17 protein-coding genes are annotated in these 18,164 nt (G+C 73.2%); 4 read left to right on the plus strand and 13 right to left on the minus strand.

Going from position 1 to position 18,164, the window contains the following annotated elements; genetic code table 11:
- Positions 1-99: 99 nt before the first annotated feature.
- Entirely contained in the window at positions 100-1,527 is a 1,428-nt protein-coding gene (locus tag ACIRVF_RS27235) for an amino acid permease (RefSeq protein WP_402823519.1), read from the minus strand.
- Between the two features lie 418 nt (positions 1,528-1,945).
- Here ACIRVF_RS27235 and ACIRVF_RS27240 point away from each other — a divergent pair, with 418 nt between their 5' ends.
- On the plus strand, positions 1,946-2,173 hold the full coding sequence (locus ACIRVF_RS27240) for a hypothetical protein (RefSeq protein ID WP_402823038.1): 228 nt from the start codon (positions 1,946-1,948) through the stop codon (positions 2,171-2,173).
- Between the two features lie 98 nt (positions 2,174-2,271).
- Here ACIRVF_RS27240 and ACIRVF_RS27245 read toward each other — a convergent pair whose 3' ends face one another.
- Complete coding sequence (locus ACIRVF_RS27245) at positions 2,272-3,213, minus strand: deoxyribonuclease IV (protein WP_402823041.1); 942 nt, start codon at positions 3,211-3,213, stop codon at positions 2,272-2,274.
- A gap of 348 nt (positions 3,214-3,561) precedes the next feature.
- On the opposite strand from ACIRVF_RS27245, the gene ACIRVF_RS27250 reads away from it, so the two are divergent.
- On the plus strand, positions 3,562-4,641 hold the full coding sequence (locus ACIRVF_RS27250) for a nitrous oxide reductase family maturation protein NosD (RefSeq protein ID WP_402823044.1): 1,080 nt from the start codon (positions 3,562-3,564) through the stop codon (positions 4,639-4,641).
- 25 nt (positions 4,642-4,666) lie between these two features.
- Positions 4,667-5,701 (plus strand): methyltransferase, encoded by a 1,035-nt coding sequence (locus ACIRVF_RS27255; RefSeq protein ID WP_402823047.1) that lies wholly within the window; start codon positions 4,667-4,669, stop codon positions 5,699-5,701.
- Positions 5,702-5,784: 83 nt separating this feature from the next.
- Here ACIRVF_RS27255 and ACIRVF_RS27260 read toward each other — a convergent pair whose 3' ends face one another.
- The 9 genes from ACIRVF_RS27260 to ACIRVF_RS27300 form a co-directional block, all read right to left on the minus strand.
- The gene (locus ACIRVF_RS27260) at positions 5,785-6,477 is read right to left on the minus strand and encodes a class F sortase (RefSeq protein ID WP_402823050.1); all 693 of its coding nucleotides are present in this window, start codon (positions 6,475-6,477) and stop codon (positions 5,785-5,787) included.
- 108 nt (positions 6,478-6,585) lie between these two features.
- Positions 6,586-7,128 (minus strand): hypothetical protein, encoded by a 543-nt coding sequence (locus tag ACIRVF_RS27265; protein ID WP_402823053.1) that lies wholly within the window; start codon positions 7,126-7,128, stop codon positions 6,586-6,588.
- A 583-nt stretch (positions 7,129-7,711) separates the two neighbouring features.
- Positions 7,712-8,005: a TcmI family type II polyketide cyclase gene (locus tag ACIRVF_RS27270; RefSeq protein WP_402823522.1), complete on the minus strand. Its 294-nt coding sequence runs from the start codon at positions 8,003-8,005 to the stop codon at positions 7,712-7,714.
- Positions 8,006-8,037: 32 nt separating this feature from the next.
- Positions 8,038-8,493: an SRPBCC family protein gene (locus ACIRVF_RS27275; RefSeq protein ID WP_402823056.1), complete on the minus strand. Its 456-nt coding sequence runs from the start codon at positions 8,491-8,493 to the stop codon at positions 8,038-8,040.
- A 1-nt stretch (position 8,494) separates the two neighbouring features.
- Positions 8,495-8,755 (minus strand): acyl carrier protein, encoded by a 261-nt coding sequence (locus ACIRVF_RS27280; RefSeq protein ID WP_402823059.1) that lies wholly within the window; start codon positions 8,753-8,755, stop codon positions 8,495-8,497.
- A gap of 44 nt (positions 8,756-8,799) precedes the next feature.
- Positions 8,800-10,041: a beta-ketoacyl synthase N-terminal-like domain-containing protein gene (locus ACIRVF_RS27285; RefSeq protein WP_402823062.1), complete on the minus strand. Its 1,242-nt coding sequence runs from the start codon at positions 10,039-10,041 to the stop codon at positions 8,800-8,802.
- A gap of 5 nt (positions 10,042-10,046) precedes the next feature.
- A complete protein-coding gene (locus ACIRVF_RS27290) occupies positions 10,047-11,303 on the minus strand; it encodes a beta-ketoacyl-[acyl-carrier-protein] synthase family protein (RefSeq protein WP_402823065.1) in 1,257 nt (418 codons plus the stop codon).
- Positions 11,300-11,725, minus strand: coding sequence for a cupin domain-containing protein (locus tag ACIRVF_RS27295; protein ID WP_402823068.1), 426 nt, complete (start codon positions 11,723-11,725; stop codon positions 11,300-11,302). Before ACIRVF_RS27295 ends, ACIRVF_RS27290 begins: the two co-directional genes overlap by 4 nt.
- A gap of 32 nt (positions 11,726-11,757) precedes the next feature.
- Positions 11,758-12,924, minus strand: coding sequence for a SchA/CurD-like domain-containing protein (locus ACIRVF_RS27300; protein WP_402823071.1), 1,167 nt, complete (start codon positions 12,922-12,924; stop codon positions 11,758-11,760).
- Between the two features lie 371 nt (positions 12,925-13,295).
- On the opposite strand from ACIRVF_RS27300, the gene ACIRVF_RS27305 reads away from it, so the two are divergent.
- Entirely contained in the window at positions 13,296-14,921 is a 1,626-nt protein-coding gene (locus ACIRVF_RS27305; RefSeq protein ID WP_402823074.1) for an FAD-dependent oxidoreductase, read from the plus strand.
- A 108-nt stretch (positions 14,922-15,029) separates the two neighbouring features.
- On the opposite strand, the gene ACIRVF_RS27310 is transcribed toward ACIRVF_RS27305, so the two are convergent.
- Positions 15,030-16,688 (minus strand): APC family permease, encoded by a 1,659-nt coding sequence (locus ACIRVF_RS27310; protein WP_402823077.1) that lies wholly within the window; start codon positions 16,686-16,688, stop codon positions 15,030-15,032.
- A 310-nt stretch (positions 16,689-16,998) separates the two neighbouring features.
- Positions 16,999-17,931, minus strand: coding sequence for a serine/threonine dehydratase (locus tag ACIRVF_RS27315; protein ID WP_402823080.1), 933 nt, complete (start codon positions 17,929-17,931; stop codon positions 16,999-17,001).
- Positions 17,932-18,164 lie beyond the last annotated feature (233 nt).

Below are 18,164 nucleotides of genomic sequence, written 5' to 3' on the forward strand. Positions count from 1 at the left end.
CGGCACCTGGCCCGGGTGTTGCGCGGCCAGGGACCCCGCCATAGTCGGGTGGGGGGGGGGGCCGTCCCCCGCGGCCCCGGGCCCCACGTCCGCAGGCGCTCAGCGGGCGTCGCCCTCCGGCCGGGTCCGGCGGCGGCCGGCCATCCAGACGTAGACCAGGATGCCGGCGAACAGGAACAGCACGCCCTGGTAGACGGCCGCGTAGCCCGCGCCGGCGAGGAGCCACAGCGAGAAGGCGAAGGCGCCGAGGCCGAGGACGGCGTCGCGCACCAGGTGCGGGCCGTCGACCTTCTCGGTGGCGCCGCGGACCAGCCAGTACAACTGGGCGGCGGTGGACAGCAGGTAGGGCACGACGGCGGTGAAGGTGGTGACCAGCACCAGCATGTCGAACGCGCCCTTGGCGCCGCTGGCGAAGTTGGCGACGGTCAGCACCGAGGCCAGGGCCACGCTGACGATCACGCCGAAGGTCGGCACGCCGCGCCTCTCCTTGCCGAAGGCGGCCGGGAACAGCCCGTCCCGGGCGGCCGCGTACGGCGCCTGGGCGGCCAGCAGGGTCCAGCCGTTGAGCGCGCCGGTCATCGAGATGAGCGCGGCGACGGCGATCACCGTGCCGCCCCAGGTGCCGCCGAACATCGCGTTCATCGCGTCCGAGAACGGCGCGCTGGAGTCGACCAGTCGCTGGTGCGCGACGGTGCCGAACACCGCGAGGGTGCCGAGCAGGTAGACCACCGCGGCGCCGCTGGTGCCGAGCACGCTGGCCCGTCCGACGTTGCGCTCGGGGTCGCGGACCTGCCCGGCGCTCATCGCGGCCGACTCCACGCCCAGGTAGCTGAACAACAGGATCGCCGCGGAGGCGGTCATCCCGCCCATCCAGCCCTGGCCGCTGCCGTCGAAGGGCCCGGTGTTCTTCGGGTCGAAGAAGCACAGTCCGCCCACCGAGACCAGCAGCAGCGGGATGAACTTCAGCACCGTGGAAACGAGTTGGACCGCGCCGACGAAGCGGGTGCCGGCCAGGTTGGCCAGCGCGGGCAGCCACTGGAAGGCCAGCGCGGCGGTGATCTCCAGCGGGACGCTGTGGTGCAGCGGCACCAGTACGTCCAGGTAGCCGACGGCGGCCACGGCGAGCGCGGCGTTGCTGACCCAGGTGGTGATCCAGTACGACCAGGCCGAGAGGAACCCGGCGAAGTCCCCGAAGGCCTCGCGGGCGTAGACGTACGGCCCGCCGGTGCGCGGGGTACGGCGGGCCAGCTGCCCGAAGACCAGCGCCAGCGCGATCGCGCCCACGGTGAGGACGGCGAAGGCGAGCAGGCTGACCGTCCCGAACGGCGCCACGGCGGCCGGGATCATGAAGATGCCGCCGCCGATGATGTTGCCCATCACCAGGGCGGTGGCGGTCGGCAGCCCGAAGCGGCGGCCCTTCGCGGGAGCGGGAGCGGGGTCGGGGATGACCGGGTCCGCGCCGGCCGGGCCGCTGGGTCGGGCCGCCTGCCGGGTCGCCTGCCGGGTCGCGGCGGGGCTGGTCTGCATGAGGGTGGTGCGCCTTTCGTGGTCCTGCTCGTGCTCGGTGGAGCGACCGTTCATGCTCGGACCGGGCGGTACCTTGCACCAAATCGACGGGATTTGTTCATCCGGAGCGGCCGATCGCCGCAAGACTTGCGGTCGCACACCCGTCGGACGGGCACTCGTCCGGCGCACTCCGAGCGGCCGTTCGACCCGGAAATGCTGGCGTACGACCGGGTTCGTCCCGACCGTTCGTCCGGCCGGGGGAGATGTGTCACCCGGATGCCCCAGCGCGGTTGCGGCGCGCGCTCCGGTTGCGTGTTCGTGTGCCAGCCTTGGCGCGGCGCCTCCCCGGTGGGGCGCCGCCCGGCCCGTCGATTCGGCTCGAACTGGCCGTCCGGGGGCCCGGGTTGAGGACCACAGAGACGAACCAAAAGGACATCAGATGTCGCTTCGTGGGAACATCCGCAAGCTCGCCGTGATCGTTGCCGTGGCCGGTGCCGTCGTGGCGGTCCCGACCTCGGCGATGGCGGGGGGCCACACGCCGATGCAGTCGCAGGAGTCCGGCCAGAGCCTGGAGTCCGGCTCCGCGGGAGTCGGCCTGTTCGGCCCGCACGCCAACTGGTTCAACTTCCACGAGCACAACGAGAGCGAGAGCGACTGCGGCTGCTGATTCCCACCCGCACCCCGAGCCCGGAGGCCGCCCGTCGGCCCCCGGGCTCGGCGCTGCCCGCCGCCCCCGAGGCCGCCGCTGCGGTGCCGGGAGCCCTCTCAGGCCGGAACGGCCGCCCGCTCGCGCAGCTCCCGCAGCACCGCGATGTCCATCGCGTGCCCGGTGCCGTCCCCGCCGTGCTTGCGGTCCGGGGTCTCCACGAGCAGCGGCACCCCGGCCGTCTCCGGGTGCTCGAACAGCTCGCGGAACGGCTCCGCGCCGATCATCCCGGCACCGATGTTGGCGTGCCGGTCCTTGCGGGCGCCGACCACGTCCTCCGAGTCGTTGGCGTGGATCAGCCGCAGCCGGCCCGGACCGGCCGCCGAGGCCAGCGCGTCCAGCGCGGCCGTCACCCCGCCGGGCACGGCCAGGTCGTGCCCGGCGGCGAAGGCGTGGCAGGTGTCCAGGCAGACGCCCACCTTGGGGTGCCGGTCCAGCGCCTCCACGTACTCGGCCAGCTGTTCCAGCCGCGAGCAGAGCGAGCTGCCCTGGCCGGCGGTCGGCTCCAGCAGCAGCCAGGGCGCGTCGTCGCCGAGCGCGTCCAGCTCGTCCAGCAGCGGCCGGACGTCGGCGCGCACCTGCGCCATCGCCTCGGCCCGCCGCGAGCCGCCGCCGGGGGCCGTGCCGACGGCCGAGCCGGTGTGCAGCACCACGCCGAGCGCGCCGATCGCGTGGCCGCGGTGCAGCGAGTGCCGCAGCGACTCGGCCGAGCGCTCCCGGGTGGCCGGGTTGTCCGAGCCGAAGTTGATCAGGTACGGCGCGTGCACCCAGGCCGGGATGCCCAGCTCGGCACAGGCCGAGCGGAACGCCTCGTCCTGCGCCGGACTGCCGGCCGGAGTGGCCCAGCCGCGGGGGTTGGCCACGAACACCTGCACCGTCTCGGCGCCGACCTTCGCCGCGTACGCCAGACCCGTCCCGGCCAGGCCGCGGCCGGCGACCGGGACGTGGGCCCCGATCGGGTTGCGTCGGGCGGCGGCGGACGGGGCGGGCGCGGTGCTCATGCCCCCGAGGATGCCACGGGCCGGGTCGGCGGCGGCGCGCGGGCCCGTCGTCCCGGCGGACGGGCACGCCACGCCGGGCCGTCCCACCGGCGGCCGACGCCCCGTCAGCCCGGCAGCCCAGCCCTGGTGGCGGCCCCTGCGGAGCGCCCGTACCGTCGACTCGGTCGCACTCACCGTCCGTCACCACCCGCGCACAGCGGGTCGGACCGAATCCCCGAACATCCCGAAGACCGTCCCACCCGTCCCGCCGTCCCCCCACATCACCCGCCCGTCCCACCGCTTCACCCGTCCCACCCGCCGAACCGCAAACCCGCCCCGTCGCGCACGCCGAAAGACAGGTCACCACTCATGTCCATGTGTCGGGTCCACCACCTCGCCGCGGCCACCGCCGCCGCCACCGCCCTGACCACCGCCCTCGCCACCCTGGCCGTCGCACCCGCGGCCCACGCCGCCGGCGGCACCATGCACCTCGTCCGGCCGGGCGACTCGATCCAGCAGGCCGTCGACGCCGCCCAGCCTGGCGACACCGTCGAACTGCTCCCCGGTACCTACCGCGGCAGTGTCCGCATCACCACCCCCGGCCTCACCCTGCGCGGCGCCGGACCGGCCAGCGTGATCACCCCCGGGACCGGCACCGAGAACGCCTGCGCCACCGCCGGCCACGGCGTCTGCGTGGTCGGCACCGAGGCGGCCCCGATGTCCGACGTCACCATCGAGGCCCTCGCCGTCACCGGCTTCGCCAAGAACGGCATCGACGCCAGCGGCACCACCGGCCTGAGCGTCCGCTCCACCTACGTCCACGACAACGGCCAGCAGGGCATCAGCCAGGAGATGTCCACCAAGGCCGCCATCCTCGGCAACCGCGCGACCGACAACGGCCAGTCCGGCGTCTTCCTCGCCAACTACGCCTACCGCGAGGGCGGCGCGCCGGACACCGGGGGCACCGTCGTCGAAGGCAACGAGCTCTCCGGGAACCGGGTCGGCGTCACCGTGCGCCGGCTGCGCGCGCTGACCGTCCAGGGCAACGAGATCAGCGGCAACTGCGCCGGCGTCTTCGTGGTCGGCGACGAGGGCGTGCCCCGCGCCGGCGACCTCGACGTCCGGAAGAACCGGGTCGTCGGCAACAACAAGTTCTGCCCGGCCAACCCGCGCCTCGGCGCCATCCAGGGCGCCGGCATCGTGCTCACCGGCACCGAGGACACCCGGGTCACCGACAACGAGGTCCGCGACAACGCCGGCACGACGGACTTCTCCGGCGGCATCGTCCTGTTCAAGAGCGTCGTCGGCATCCCCAACACCCGGGCGACCGTCACCGACAACAAGCTGAGCGGCAACGGTCCGGCCGACCTCGCCGACCGCGACACCGGCACCGCCAACACCTTCGCCCGCAACACCTGCGCGGTCTCCGAGCCGTCCGGCCGTTGCTGACGCCCCCGATCGGGAAGGACCATCCATGACCACCGCCCCCGTCCACACCACCCCCCAGGCCGCGATGCGGCTGCGCGAGCTCGTCTTCGGCGCCGCCTGCGCCGCCGCCGTCCGCGCGGCCGCCCGGCTCGGGGTCGCCGACGTCCTCGACGACACCCCGGCCGACGTCACCGAACTCGCCGCCCGGCTCGACATCGAACCCCGCCAGCTGCGCCGCCTGCTGCGCGCGCTCACCTGCTACGGGCTCTTCGCCGAGACCGGCGACGACCGGTTCGAGCACACCGAGATGTCCCGACTGCTGCGCGAGGACGCCCCCAACTCCCTGCGGCACATCGCCCTCTGGTGCACCGAGCCGTGGACCTGGGAGGCCTGGCCGAAGCTGGACGAGGCGGTGCGCTCCGGGCGCAACGTCTTCCCCGAGCTGTTCGGCAAGGAGTTCTTCGACTACCTGCACAGCGACGCGGGCGACTCGGCGAAGGTCTTCGACAAGGCGATGACCACCTCCAGCCGGCAGTCCGCCCAGGACTTCGCCGAGTACCTGGACCTCACCGGCATCGACTCGGTGGCCGACATCGGCGGCGGCCAGGGCCACGTGCTGGCCAGCCTGCTGGAGAAGCACCCGGCCCTGCACGGCACCCTGCTCGACCTCCCCAAGGTCGTCGCCGGCGCCGACCCCCGGCTCCAGGACGGCGGCGCCTTCTCGGCCCGCGCCCGCCTCGTCCCGGGCGACTGCCGCCAGGCCATCCCGGTCCGCGCCGACCTCTACATCATCAAGAACATCCTGGAGTGGGACGACGACAGCACCCGCCGCACCCTCGCCAACGTGGTCGCCGTGGCCCGTCCCGGAGCCCGGGTCGTGGTGGTGGAGAACCTGGTCGACAACAGCCCGTCGATGCGCTTCACCACCGCCATGGACCTGATGCTGATGCTCAACGTCGGCGGCGCCAAGCACTCCGAGGAGAGCATGGTCCAGCTGATGGAGGAGGCCGGCCTCGACGTCGTCGCCGTCCGCCCGGTCAACTCCTACCTGCACGCCTTCGAGGCCACCGTCCGGGTCTGACCCGGCGCCGCCCGCGAGGGCGCACGACGACGGCCGCTGCTCCCCGACCCACCGGGGAGCAGCGGCCGTCCGACGTGCCGGCCTCAGGCCTTGTGCGAGGACTCCAGGTGCGCGAAGACCACCACGTTGTCCAGGTAGTCCTTCTTCTTCTTGTCGTACGTCCCGCCGCAGGTGATCAGCCGCAGCTGGGCGTCCGGGGTCTTGCCGTACACCTTCTTGTCGGGGAAGGCGTCCTTGGCGAAGGTCTCCACCGAGTCGACGGCGAACACCGCGACGGTGCCGTCGGCGCGGCTCACCTCGACCTTGTTGCCCGGGGTCAGCAGTCTCAGAAACAGGAACACCGCCGGGCCCTTGGTGGTGTCCACGTGCCCGGCCACGACCGCGCTGCCGAGCTCGCCCGGGGTGACGCCGTCCCGGTACCAGCCGACCAGGTTCTTGTCGTCCGGCGGCGGGGCGTTGAGCTGGCCGGCCGCGTCGAGGGTGAGCTCGGTGAACGGCGCGTCCACGGCGATCTGCGGGATCCGCAGCCGGGTCGGCTTGGAACGCGTGAGCGCGGGTGCGCCCGGGGCGCCGGCGGGCGTCGCCTGCCCGGCGGCGGTGGCCGACGGGCCCGGGGTGGTGGGCGCGACGGCCGCCGGGGGAGCGGCCTGGCCCACGAACGGGCCACCGCCCAGCTCGGTGTCCACCGAGTCGTAGATCAGCAGCAGGCCGACCGCCGCCGCGGCAATCCCGCCGCGCAGCAGCCGGGTCATTCCGGAGCCGGGACCGCCGGTCATTCCTGTCCTCCTCGAAGTCTTCGTCAGGTAACTGCTCCGCAACGGCCCGCCGCCCCCGTGCGCCCCACCCCGGTTGGGGGAGGCGCCCAGAGGCGGCGGTATCAGGCGTCAGACCGCGGCGGAACCGGACGCGCGACGCCCGCGGCGCAGCGCGTACGCGCCGGCCCCGAGGCCGCCGATCAGCAGCACGGCACCGGAGGTGAGGCCACCGCCGGTCAGCGCCATGCCGCCACCGCCGGTGTGCACGCCACCGTGCGGGCTGCGCTCGTCACCCCGGCCCTCGTTGCCCCGGCCCTCGTTGCCGCGACCCTCGTTGCCGCGGCCCTCGTTGCCGCGGCCCTCGTTGCCCCGGCCTTCGTTGCCGCGGCCTTCGTTGCCGCGGCCCTCGTTGCCCCGGCCTTCGTCGCCGCGGCCCTCGTTGCCGCGGCCTTCGTTGCCGTGACCCTCGTTGCCGTGGCCCTCGTTGCCCCGGCCTTCGTCGCCGCGGCCTTCGTTGCCCCGGCTGTCGTTGCCCCTGTCGGACTGCTTCTCCTGCCAGGTGAGGTTCTTGGCCTGGTCCGAGGAGGAGCCGTCGGCGAAGGCCATGGGGGTGCCGACGGTGAGGAGGGCGGCGACAGCCGCTCCGGCGAGCAGCGTGCGTGCAGAACGCATGAGGATGATCCTTTCGACGCGCGGACCGCGACCGCCGGCGGGGTGCCGGTCATGGGGATTCGCGGGAAGTGGCGTCTGATCCACCGTCAACCACGCCGGGGCTGCGTGCCACCGGAGAGTGGCCACTCGGGCACGGAAAGTGAGCCCTTCGGGTGGTGCCTTGGCTGTGTTCACCCGACTGCCCCGGTGATCCGGGTGAACCTGCGGCGGTGCTGAGTGGTACGGGTGCGCACCGGGCTATCCGGCCGTGCATCCGGGCCGCGGCCCGGTGATCCGACCGTCCACCCGGTCGCGCGCATCCGACCGCGCGCACCCGGCCGTCCACCCGGTCGCGCGCACCCGACTGTCCATCCGACCGTCCACCCGGTCGCGCGCACCCGACTGTCCACCCGGCCGTCCACCCGGTCGCGCGCACCCGACCGTGTACCCGGCCGCGCGTCCCGGCCGCCCCTGGGCACGCACATGGGGCCGCCCCCGGCCGCGCGCCCCGGCCGCCCCCGGCCGCGCGCCCCGGCCGCCCCCGGGCACGCACATGGGCCCGCCCCCGGCGCACGGCCGGGGGCGGGCCCAGACGGGACCGGGTTCAGCGGTCCCAGCGGTAGAACTCTCGTGCCATCGCGTCCTTCGGCTCGCGCCAGGTGGCCGGGTCGTAGGCCTGGACGAATGCGGTCAGGCGGTCGCTGACGCTCCGGAACTCCGGGTGGCCGAGGACCTTGGCCACGGCCGGGCCCGGCGGGCGGTCGGCCTCGATCAGGTGCAGGTAGATGTCGCCGAACTGGAACAGGCTGCGGCCGGTGACGCCGATCAGGTGCGGCAGTTCGCCCCGGTCGGAGTCGGCGAACACCTCGGCGATGTCCGGGGCGGCCCCGGGCTTCATCCGGGCGACGATCAGGGCGCGGTGGGTGTCGGTCACTGCTCGGCCGCCCGCTTCTCGACCTTCTCGCGGATCAGCTGCATCTGGATCCGGGAGTTCCTGTTGATGTGGTCGGTCATGCCGTCGTCGTTCACCGGGGCGGTGGGCTTCATCGCGAAGTCCTGGATCCAGCGCATCCTGGTGCCGGCCGGGACCTCCGCGTACTCCCAGCGGATCTCCATGAACTCGAACGGGCCGGGCTCGACCCGGCGGGCCGTGACGGCGAGCGAGGAGCGGTCGGTGGTGCGCTCGGAGACCCAGCTCCAGACCTTGCCGTTCTCGTCCGGGTGCATGGTGAGCCGGAACCGCACCCGGTCGCCGTTGCGCTCCAGCACCTCGACCGAGGCGTACTCGCTGAACAGCTCCGGCCAGTTCTCCAGGTCGTTGGTCATCTCCCAGACCAGGTCGAGCGGAGCGTTGATGATGATCTCGTTGTCCGTGTGTCCGGGCATCTCAGGCGCCTGCCTTCGCGGAAAGGGAGCTGTTGACCAGCTCCATGAACTCGGCCGGGGTCTTGGCGGACTCGGCGCCGGAGGTGACCTTGAGGCTGTGGCGGTTCTCCAACTCGCCGACGACGCCGAGCAGCCCGAGCGAGTCGACGCCGAACTCGTCGAACTGGGCGCCCGGCTTCTCCAGGTCCTCGGGGGCGACGGTGACGCCGGCCCGGGCCTGGAGCAGGGCGGCCAGCTCGGGATAACTGAGGGTGTTGCTCACGGGTTTCCCTTCCAGGGTGCAGCGGATCGGGGATAAGGGGGGATTCAGGACGGCTCCGCGCGCCGGAGCACCAGCGCGGAGTTGGAGCCCATCAGCCCGCGGCTGAGCACCAGCGCGGTGCGCAGTTCGGCCGGGCGGGCGCGGCCGGTCACCAGGGCGAGGTCGTGGCAGACCTCGGTGACGTTGGGGGTGGGCGGCAGCACGCCGTCCTCCATGGCCAGTACGGCGGCGGTGACGTCCAGCATCGGGGCGCCGCAATAGGCCCTGCCGGTACCGGACTTGGGAGCGGTGACCGGGACGCGCTCGGCGGCCGGGCCGAGCGCGTCGGCCAGTGCCAGGGCCTCGGCCCGGTCGGCGGCGGGAACGCCGAGGGCATCGGCGAAGACCACGTCGACCTCCTCCGCCGCGATCCGGGCCTCGTCCAGCGCCGTCCGGATCGCGGCGGCCAGCCCCTCCCGGGACTCCTCCCAGCGGGAGGCGCCGGTGAAGGTGGCGCCGTGCCCGGCCAGGTACGCCCGGACGTTGGCGCCGCGCCGCAGGGCCGCCTGCTCGTCCTCCAGCAGCAGCATGGCGCCGCCCTCGGCGGGGGCGAAGCCGCAGGCCTGCGCGGTGAACGGCAGGTAGGCCGCCTCCGGCCGGTCGGCCAGGCTCAGCTCGGGGTAGCCGAGCTGGCAGACCATGGAGTACGGCGCCAGCGGGGCCTCGGCGGCGCCGACCACCACGGCGTCGGTGCCGCGCTCGACCGAGCGGGCGGCGTGGGCGACGGCGTCCAGGCCGCCGGCCTCGTCGCTGGCGACCACCCCGCACGGGCCCTTGTAGCCGCCGCGGATCGAGATCTGGCCGGTGCTGGCCGCGTAGAACCAGGCGATGGACTGGTACGGTCCGACGAACCGCGGCCCCTGGCCCCAGAGTTGCTGGAGCTCGCGCTGGCCGAACTCGCCGCCGCCGGAGCCGGCCGCGGTCACCACGCCGACCGCGTAGGGCTGTTCGGGGTCGGGCCGGAACCCGGCGTCCGCCACCGCCAGGTCGGCGGCCGCCATCGCGTAGTGGGTGAAACGGTCGGTCTGTACGAGGAAGCGGCTGTCGATCACCGACTGCGGATCGAAATCCCGCACCTCGCCCGCGACTCTGAGCGGCATGTCGGTGCAGCCCTCGCGGGATATCCGGTCGAGGACGCTCACGCCCTGCCTGGTGGCCTTCCAGAAGGCGTCGGCACCGACGCCGTTCGGCGCCACCACGCCGAGGCCGGTGACCACCGCCCGGCGGCCCTGCTGACGTGACGTCATGGCATTCACCCCGTTCTGTTGAGCACGACGGCGGACTGGAATCCGCCGAATCCGCTGCCGACCGAGAGGATGTGGCTCAGCGGCAGCTCACGCGCGGTGCGCGGCACGTAGTCGAGATCGCACTCCGGGTCCGGCGTCTCGTAGTTGGCGGTGGGCGGCACCACGCCGTGGGCCAGCGCCAGGGTGCAGGCGACCACCTCGATCGCGCCGATCGCGCCGAGCGAGTGCCCGACCATCGACTTGATCGAGCTCATCGGCGTCTCGAAGGCGTGGTCGCCCAGCGAGCGCTTGACCGCGGCGGTCTCGTGCCGGTCGTTCTGCTTGGTGCCCGAGCCGTGCGCGTTGACGTAGTCGACGTCGGTGCGGTTGACCCGGGCGTGGTCGAGCGCGTGGTCGATCGCCCGGGACATCTCCAGCCCCTCCTTGGTGAGGCCGGTCATGTGGTACGCGTTGCCGAAGGTGGCGAAGCCGCCGACCTCGCCGTAGATCCGGGCGCCGCGACGGCGGGCGTGCTCCAGCTCCTCCAGCACCAGGACGGCGCCGCCCTCGCCGAGGACGAAGCCGTCCCGGTGGGCGTCGAAGGGGCGGGAGGCGTGCTCCGGGTCGTCGTTGCGCTCGCTGGTGGCCTTGATGGCGTCGAAGCAGGCGACGGTGATCGGCGAGATCGGGGAGTCGGAGGCGCCGGCGACGCAGATGTCGGCGCGCCCCTCCTCGACCGCCTGGAAGCCGTAGCCGATCGCGTCCAGGCCGGAGGTGCAGCCGGTGGAGACGGTCTGCACCGGACCGTGCGCGCCGACCCGCTCGGCCACCGCGGAGGCCAGCGTGCTGGGCGCGAAGGCCCGGTGCAGCTGCGGCTCGGCCTGGCGGTGGTCGACGTCCCAGCGCGCGCCGCTGGCGCTGACCAGGGCGTAGTCGTGCTCCAGCCGGGTGGTGCCGCCGACGGCGGTGCCGAGCGAGACGGCGATCCGCCACGGGTTCTCGGCGGCCAGGTCCAGCCCGGCGTCGGCGACCGCCTCGGCGGCCGCGACCATCGCGAACTGCACGTAGCGATCCGCCCGTTGGACCTCCTCGGGGCCGAGTCCGTGGGCCTGCGGGTCGAAGTCGCACTCGGCCGCGATCCGGGAGCGGAACTCGGTCGGGTCGAAGAGCGTGATGCCCCGGGTGGCGGTGCGGCCGGCCGTCAGGAGGTCCCAGAAGGCCGGGATCCCGATCCCTCCGGGCGCGACCACACCGATCCCCGTGACGGCGACGCGCCGTGTCACGAGCCCACCTTGGCGTGTTCCGGCGGGCCGGAGGTGGCCGACTCCTCGGTGCTGACGTGACCGAGGTCGGGACGCGGGGCGAGCGGGCCGCAGTGGAAGACCATCCGGGCCTCGGTCTTGCCGACGTTGCGGAAGCGGTGGCGCATGTTGATCGGGATCATCAGGCCCTGGTCCGGCTTGAGCGGGTGCGCCTTCCCGTCCAGGTCCACCTCCAGGTCGCCGGAGACGACGAACACGAACTCCTCGGAGTACGGGTGGTAGTGCTCGTTGATCTGCTCCCCGGGCTTGATGATGGCCAGGCCCATGAAGCCGCTGGTCGCCCCGCAGCTGGGAGGGGTGAGCATGGTGCGCAGCTCGGCGCCGTGGCGGCGGTTCTCCGGGGCCTCGTCGACGTTGATGATCCTCGGGTACGGCGTGGTCATGATGGTGTTCCTCCGGTGGGGTCGGCTGGGCGTCAGTCGCTCAGCGAGCTGCGGTCGGTGACCGGGCTCATGGCCCGGGCGGCGAGGAAGGCGCTCAGACCGGCGACGGTGCGCAGGTCACCGTTCGGGCCGAGCTGCAGCATCCCGGCCAGCTCGGCCGCCTCCTGGTCACCCGCCACCCCGAGCGCGGCGGCCGGGTCGGCCTCGGCCGGCACCCGCAGGTCGACCAGGCGCACCACGATGTCGTCACGCTGGAAGACGGTGGCCGCCGCGACCGGGCCGGTCGGGTCGGCGGTGGCGAGGTTGTCGTGGTCGAAGAGCAGCTCGGCGACGGCCTGCCCGCGGCCCGGGCGCACCGGGTAGAGCACGGCGTGCCGGTGCAGCCGGCCCGAGGCGGGGGAGCTGGCGATCGCCTGGTGCCGGGCGGGCAGCGCCGCCTTGGCGAAGAAGGCGCGGGCGGACTGCGGGTCGCCCAACTGCCGGGCCTCCTCCAGGTACGGGTTGAGCTCCTCCTCGACCGCCCGCACCTCGGGCTGCATCGCCACGTGGCGCAGCGCGTCGCCCAGGTTGCCGATCACCTCGACGGCCCGCACCACCCGGTTGCCGTGCATGAACAGGGAGGTGCGGTGCAGCCGGGTGTGCTCGTCGACCTCGGCCTTGGGGGAGGTGTACGCCGAGAGGATGCGGGCGACCTCGGCCTCGCTGCCGGGCTTCACCGTGAAGGTCAGCGCGTGGCGCACCACGCCGTCCGGGCCGGGCTCGGCCCTGGGCGGGCCGACGTGTCCGGCGGGCTCGCTGCGCGGCATGCCCGGCGGCACCTCGATCGGCGCCCGGGTGCCGGTGGAGCCGGCCGCGGAGGTCTGGCGCAGGACGGCGTAGCGCAGCGAGCGGAAGTTGTCGCTGACGCAGCCGTGCATCGGCTTGACCATCTCGCGGTGGGCGGGGCTGTCCACCCACTCCAGGAAGGTCTCCTGGTCCTCCCACTCGCTGGTGATCAGCCACTGGCGGGGGTCGTTGATGGACTGGCACAGCTGGTCGCTGACGTGGCCGGGCACCGCGGCCACCTGGTGGCGCAGCTGCTCGTAGACATCGAGGAAACGCTGCTGGGCGCCGTCCTGGATCTCCAGCATCAGCACCACCCTCAGCCGGGTGTCGGACTCTTCGTGCTGCTTCGGCTGCGGTTCGGACAGAGTTGTCATGATCCACTTTCTGCTCTCGGCCGCTCGCGGCGGGCCCTTGACGGCCGCGTCCGGCGGGTGCTCCCGGCCTGGGGGAGGGGGTGCGGTGGCGGTCGGCCCGGGCTCGGGGCCTGTCTTCGAACCCCCGTCTGCGGGGCTTCGGGCGGACGACGGGAGTTCGAAGACAGGCCCCTGGGCGCCAGGCCTGAGGTCGATCGTGAGCGGCCCACCGGGCGCGGCGCGAGATTTGCGGGCCATCCGGGCGAAGAGGCGGCACAGCCCCCCTCGGGTGGGGGATGGAAGAGCGGGGCCCCGGGCTGAGCGGGCCCGTCGAGGGCGGCGCCGAGTCCAGCTTCCGGGCCGCGGAATCCCCTTACAGGGTGGAGCAATTGATGAATCCGAAGGTTGACGACCGGGTGCCGGTCCTGATCGTGGGCGGCTCCCTGGTCGGGCTGTCGGCCTCGCTGTTCCTCGGCCGACTGGGTGTCAGGCACCTGCTCGTCGAGAAGCACGCGGACACCTCGCATCACCCGCGCGGACGAGGCAACAACGTCCGCACGATGGAGCTGTACCGGGTCGCCGGGATCGAGCCGGCGATCCGCGAGGCGGCCTCGGTACTCGCCCCGAACCACGGCATCCTCCAGGCACCCTCGCTGACCGGCGAGGAGCAGGAGTGGCTGTTCCGGGAGATCGACCCGGGCGGCCGACTCGCCCGGTTCAGTCCCAGCGGCTGGTGCCTGTGCAGCCAGAACGACCTGGAGCCGGTGCTGCTGCGCGCGGCCCGCGAGCTCGGCGGCGACGTGCGCTTCAGCACCGAGCTGGTCTCCTTCGAGCAGGACGCCGACGGCGTCACCTCCGTGCTGCGCAGCAGGGAGACCGGCGAGGAGCGGGTGGTGCGCTCGGAGTACCTGGTCGCCGCGGACGGCCCGCGCAGCCCGGCCCGGGTCCGGCTCGGCATCGGCCAGACCGGCAAGGGCGAGCTGTTCCACAACGTCAGCATCACCTTCCGCGCCAAGCGGCTGGCCGAGGTGGTCGGCGACCGGCACTTCATCGCCTGCTACCTGACCAACCCGGAGGCGGACGGAGCGCTGCTGCCGGTGGACAACCAGACCGAGTGGGTCTTCCACGCGCCCTGGCACCCCGAGCACGGCGAGCCGCTGGAGGCCTTCACCGACGAGCGCTGCGAGCGGCACATCCGCACCGCCGTCGGCCTGCCCGAACTGGACGTCGAGGTGACCGGCCGGGCGCCCTGGCACGCGGCCGAACGGGTCGCCGAACGGTACGGCGTCGGCCGGGTCTTCCTCGCCGGGGACTCCGCCCACGAGATGTCCCCGACCGGCGCCTTCGGCTCGAACACCGGCATCCAGGACGCCCACAACCTGGCCTGGAAGCTGGCCGCCGTGCTGTGCGGCTGGGCCGGGCCCGGCCTGCTGGAGACGTACGGGCAGGAGCGCCGCCCGGTCGCCGAGGTCACCAGCGAGCGCGCCTCGGCCCGCTCCGCCGAGCACAGCCACCCCGGCTACGCGGTGGTCCCGGGCGTCGGCCGCCAGGCCGGGGTGCTGGCCGTGGCGCTCGGCTACCGCTACCCGCGCGGCGCGGTGCTCGGCACCGACCCGGCGGGCGCCGTCGTCCCGGAGACCTTCGAGTCGAACGGCGAGCCGGGCAGCCGCGCCCCGCACCAGTGGCTGCTGCGCGCGGGCGTACGGCTGTCCACGCTGGACCTCTACGAGCAGGCGATGGTGCTGCTCACCGGCCCCGAGGGCACGGCCTGGCAGCAGGGCGCCCGGCGGGCGGCCGACCGGCTGGCCGTCCCGCTGGACGCCTACCGGATCGGCGACGGCGCCGAGGACGACCTGGCGCCGGAGCCCGGCACGGACTTCGCCGCGCTGCACGGACTGGAGCCCGGCGGCGCGCTGCTGGTGCGCCCGGACGGCTTCGTCGCCTGGCGTTCGCCCGGGCCGGCCGCCGACCCGGAGGCCGAGGTGGAGGCCGCGCTCCGGGCGGTGCTGGACCTGTAGGGGCGCACGCGGACGGGCCCGCCGGTCGACTCAGCGACCGGCGGGCCCGTCCCGTCAGGTGTCGGTGATCAGGTGATCACGTGATGGCGTGACCAGGTGATCGGGTGGTCAGTGCCCGCCGGCGTCCACCACCTCGACGTCGGCGACCTCGCGCTCGATGTCCTCGGCGGGCAGGGCGACCCGGATCGCCCAGTAGTAGATGCCCAGCGAGAACGCCGCCACGAGCCCCATGTCGTACCACATCGGGATCCGGCCGGCGCCGTCGCCGAAGCCGCCCTGCCAGGAGATCAGGCCGAGGCCCACCAGGTAGACCGGCAGCCACTGGGCGGCCTTCCAGTTGAGCCGCGGCGCGTTCGGCAGGCCCTTCTTGATCGCGTACGCGGCGTAGCCGCCGAGCAGGGCGTAGCCGAGCACGATGGCCAGGCCCAGGCGGGACAGGGTCTGCCAGCCGGCCCAGTAGATGATCAGGCTGGCGACCACGAACGAGGCCGGGGAGATCACGTTGCCCAGCGGCAGGCGGTAGGAGCGCTCACGGTCGGGCAGCCGGCGGCGCAGGGCGCCGAAGGCCAGCGGGGCGCCGGCGTACATCAGCACGCTGGCGGAGGTGATGAAGCCGACCAGCTGCTGCCAGCTCGGGAAGGGCAGGAAGCAGATTACGCCGGTCACGAAGGACAGGATCAGGCCGAACCAGGGCACGCCGTTCTTGTCCAGCTGCTCGAACTTCTGCGGCGCGTAGCCGTTGCGGCTCAGGCCGTAGGAGATGCGCGAGGTGGAGGTGGTGTAGATCAGGCCGGTGCCGGCGGGGGAGATCACCGCGTCGGCCTTCAGCACGTAGTACAGCCAGCCGAGGCCGACCAGGGTGGCCAGACCGGCGAAGGGGCCGTCGATGCCGGGGAAGTCCAGGTTCGCCCAGCCGTTGGCGAAGGCGGTGACCGGCAGCGCGCCGATGAAGACGACCTGCAGCAGGGTGTAGATCAGGGTGCCGATGGCGACCGAGCCGAGCACGGCGCGGGGGATGTCGCGCTTGGGGTTGCGGCTCTCACCGGCGATCTGGATGGCCTGCTCGAAGCCCAGCAGGGCGAAGATGATGCCGCTGGTGCTGATCGCGGCGAGCACGCCCTTGGCGCCGAACGGGGCGAAGCCGTGGGAGGTGAAGTTGGAGCCGTGGAAGCTGGTGATCGCCAGCATGAAGATCGTGAGCAGAGGAACGAAGATCTTCAGCCAGGTGGCGATGCTGTTGGTCCGGGCGAGGACCTTCACACCGAGGAAGTTGACCGCGACGAATACCGCCATCAGCGCGGTCGCGACGATGAACCCGCTGGTGGTGAGGGTGCCGTTGGCGTTCTGCAGCCCGCTGGCCCAGGGCGCGTCCTTGGCGTAGCCGATCATGGCCTCGACCTCGATCGGTGCCACGGTGGCCGCCTGGAGCCAGGAGAACCAGCCGAAGGACATGCCGGCCAGGCCGCCGAAGGCGTAGTGCGGATAGCGAGCCGTGCCGCCCGAGACCGGGAAGAGCCCGCCGAGCTCGGCGTGCACGAGCGCGAGCAGCACGATCCCTACGGCGCCGATGCCCCAGGAGATGACGGCTGCCGGTCCGGCGGCGGTGACGGCGCTCTTGGCGCCGAAGAGCCAGCCGGAGCCGATGATCGAGCCGACCGAGGCCCACATGAGGCCGACGAGTCCGACGTGGCGCTTGAGCGACCGGTGCGCGGTCCCGGCGGTGCCGGAGCCCTGGTCGGGCGGCGAGATCTGGTTGAGGGAAGCCATGGGCGATCTCTCTGTGTGTGGGGGCTCCGGGGGGTGGTCGGAGCGCGGAGAGTTGCCACACAGTAGGGCTATTCAGAGACCTCTGCACAGATTTCATTACTGAATGTTTACTTTCTTTACCTGATATCCGTGCAGGTAGGAGGCATTCTGTTCAGTTGTCTGTTACGTGACTGGTCAGTAGGTCCGCCATCTGAGCGGGAATTGAGCTTCGCGATTCGATCATGCATCCTTGACCACCCCGGGCGTTTATGAGAATGACGGCCACTGCATAGTCATTCCGCCGGGCGCCCGGGGCTCCCCTGACGGAGTGTCAAACCACCAGGTCGGAGGGGTCGGTGTTGGCGCCGCAGAGCAGCACGGCGATGCGCTCGCCCTCCACCCGGTCCAGGGCGGCCAGCGCGGTGGAAGCCGCGTACTCCACGGCGATCCGGCGGTCCTCCCAGAGCCGGCGGCGGGCCGCCACGATGTCCCCGTCCTCCACCAGGACCGAGCGCACCCCCTCGTAGCCGGCCGACGCCCCGGCCGCGTGCACGGCGAGCGCGGTGGCCCGGCGGGCGCCCAGCGCGTCCTGGGCCACCGAGGCCACCGGGACGTCCACCGGGCGACCGGCCGCCAGCGCCGCGTTCAGCGCCCGGCTCCCGGCCGGCTCCACCGCGACCACCCGCACCCCGTGCTCGCGGGCCGCCACCGCCACCCCGGCGAACAGCCCGCCGCCGCCCACCGACACCACCACCGTGTCCAGGCCGGGCACCCTGGCGCGGATCTCGTCCAGGACCGTCCCCGCACCCGCCGCGATCAGCGGGTGGTCGTACGCGTGCGAGGCCAACGCCCCACTGCCGGAAGCGAATTCCTCGCAGGCCGCCAGCGCGTCCGCGTACTCCCGGCCCACCAGCCGCACCTGCGCCCCGTACGAGCGCAGCCGGTCCAGCTTCACCGGCGAAGCCGTCTCCGGCAGGAACACCGTGGCCCGGACGCCCAGTTCACGCGCGGCCCAGGCACACGCGAGCCCGGCGTTGCCGCCCGAGGCGATGGTCACCCCGGCCGGTGGCAGGGTGCCCGCCTCGGCGTGGGCGAGCAGGAAGTTCTGCGCACCACGCGCCTTGAAGCTGCCGGTGTGCTGCAGGAACTCCAGCGCCAGCCACGTCCTGCCGCCGTCGTCCCCCGGCGCCACCGCGACCGGCCGCACCCGCCCGGCGATCCGCCGCCCGGCGGCCTCCACCTCGTCGTACGTCAGCTGCTCCATCGTCGGCTCCTTCGCGCGCGGGGTACGGATCGGTCGTCCGGACCGACCGTAGTGCGGCGGAAGGGGCCCGAGAAGATCGCCGACGGGCGGGCGTAGCCTGGACCCGTGCGTTTTGTGATCCTCCCCCCGCCGGCCCGCTAGCGGGCGGCGCAACACCTGGACCCGGCCGAGCGGGAGAGCCCCTCGGTGCCCGGGGCGATGGTTGCTGCCCGCGTACCCAGCGGACCAGAACC

This window comes from Kitasatospora sp. NPDC101157 (assembly GCF_044768255.1).
GTDB lineage: Bacteria > Actinomycetota > Actinomycetes > Streptomycetales > Streptomycetaceae > Kitasatospora.